General features: G+C 56.0%; 2 protein-coding genes. One reads left to right on the top strand and one right to left on the bottom strand.

Translation table 11 applies throughout. From position 1 onward, the window contains the following. Nucleotides 1-45: 45 nt before the first annotated feature. The gene (locus tag ACLFKU_RS43125; protein WP_111933854.1) at nucleotides 46-306 is read right to left on the bottom strand and encodes a hypothetical protein; all 261 of its coding nucleotides are present in this window, start codon (nucleotides 304-306) and stop codon (nucleotides 46-48) included. An 84-nt stretch (nucleotides 307-390) separates the two neighbouring features. On the opposite strand from ACLFKU_RS43125, the gene ACLFKU_RS43120 reads away from it, so the two are divergent. Next, a complete protein-coding gene (locus ACLFKU_RS43120; protein WP_410853309.1) occupies nucleotides 391-1,836 on the top strand; it encodes an IS1182 family transposase in 1,446 nt (481 codons plus the stop codon). Nucleotides 1,837-2,005 lie beyond the last annotated feature (169 nt).

Here is a 2,005-nt window from a genome sequence, read left to right as displayed (position 1 = left end):
CGAGGCTGTGTGAAAACACGTTACTCTTGTCCATCGAGTAACTCGCTAGTCATCGGTGCCGCTGGGCTTGAAACGAAGGGTGATGGTTGTTTCACTCATTGAAAGGAACGCGCATACCTGCTCGGCCGCGTCCGGTGACAGCCCCGGATGCTCTTCCTGCAAGTATTCAATGGTTTGTTCGGGTAGCCAAGGCCCCAGTGAAGCCATGTAGTCTTCGATGTCCTCCTGAATTTCTTGCCACGATACGTATTGCTTTCGTGACAGCAGGATCCGGTTGTCTCGTGTATAGATCACATGCAGGTTCACTACCTTCTCGCCGTAAGTTCTCGATTCAACATTCTCGCATCAGATGGCCTAGACTGAATTGACTCATTCAGCGTGGGTGACCGGATGAAGCGATTCATAGAAGGCGAAGACCGCAAGCAGGTAACGCTGTTGCCCGAATGCCTGGATGACTTCGTTGCCGAGGATAACCCAGTGAGGATCATCGAGGCCTTTGTCGAAGAGCTCGAACTGGAATCGATGGGCTTCGATGGCGTGACACCATCAACGACAGGTCGCCCCTCCTACCATCCGGCAGTGCTGTTGAAGATATACATCTACGGCTACCTCAACCGGATTCAATCGAGTCGTCGGCTGGAGCGGGAATGCCAACGCAATGTCGAGTTGATGTGGCTCACGGGTCGCCTGGCACCGGACTTCAAGACGATAGCCGACTTTCGGCGGGACAATGGAACAGGCATTCGCAACGTCTGTCGCCGGTTTGTTGTTCTGTGCCGTGATCTGAAGCTGTTCTCACAAGCACTGGTTGCTATTGACGGGAGCAAGTTCAAGGCATCCAACACCCGCGACCGTAACTTCACGAATGGCAAGATCGACAAACGGCAGCAACAGATTGAGGAAAGCATCCAGCGCTATCTGAGTGCGTTGGAAACTGCTGACCGCACACGACCGGCAGAGCTGGAAGCCAAGACAACCCGGCTGCAAGAGAAGATCGTGCAATTGCGAGGGCAAATGCGTCGCCTTGAGCAGATCAAGGAAGAACTCAAGACGCAGCCTGATGGTCAGCTCTCGCTGACCGACCCTGACGCGCGCTCCATGGCGACGAGCGGCAGAGGCTCGGGCATGGTGGGCTACAACGTGCAGGTGGCTGTAGACGCCCGGCACCACCTCATCGTTGCGCACGAGGTAACGAACTCCGGTCATGACCGGGCACAGCTCAGTCCAATGGCCCAAGCTGCCCGCGATGCCATGGGCAAGAAGAGACTGAAGGCTATCGCTGACCGCGGGTATTACAGCGGTCCGCAGATAAAAGCATGCACGGATGCGGGCATTGCAGCCATTCTGCCGAAGAACCTGACGTCAGGCGCAAGAGCCCATGGCCGCTTCGACAGAGCAAACTTCATCTACATTGCCCGGGATGACGAATACCTGTGTCCGGCTGGACAACGCGCGATTCATCGCTTCACCCGTGAGGAGCATGGCATGCAACTGCATCGATACTGGAGCAGTGCCTGTCCTCGTTGCGCGATCAAATCACAATGCACCCCAAGCGATTATCGACGAATCACACGATGGGAACATGAGTCTGTACTGGAAGCCGCCCAGCGGAGACTGGACCGGATGCCGGAGGCGATGATGGTGCGAAGACGCACCGTTGAACACGTCTTCGGAACGTTCAAGCACTGGATGGGCTACACACACTTCCTGACTCGCAGACTGCACAATGTAAGCACGGAGATGAGCCTGCATGTACTGGCCTACAACCTCAAGCGCGTGATAGCCATATTGGGATTCTCGCGAACGATGAGAGCAATGCGGCTGGTGGGTGCGTGATGCACCGAGGTTCCCAACACAGACCGAGAAGCCGCTAGTAGTGAGGCAACGGTGCCACCCAGCGCTCTCCACTCGACTGATTGATTGCGAGAGCGCAATGCGGCTCTATACTCTCTGCTGCAGATTCGTCGCACGTCGAACCTGCATTTCGCGTTTCCACACAGCCTCG

Origin of the sequence: Paraburkholderia sp. EG304, from assembly GCF_046543485.1 — a bacterium.
GTDB classification, from domain to species: domain Bacteria; phylum Pseudomonadota; class Gammaproteobacteria; order Burkholderiales; family Burkholderiaceae; genus Paraburkholderia; species Paraburkholderia youngii.
The sequence above is the reverse complement of the archived record's forward strand: the minus strand, read 5'-3'. Positions and strand labels throughout refer to the sequence as shown.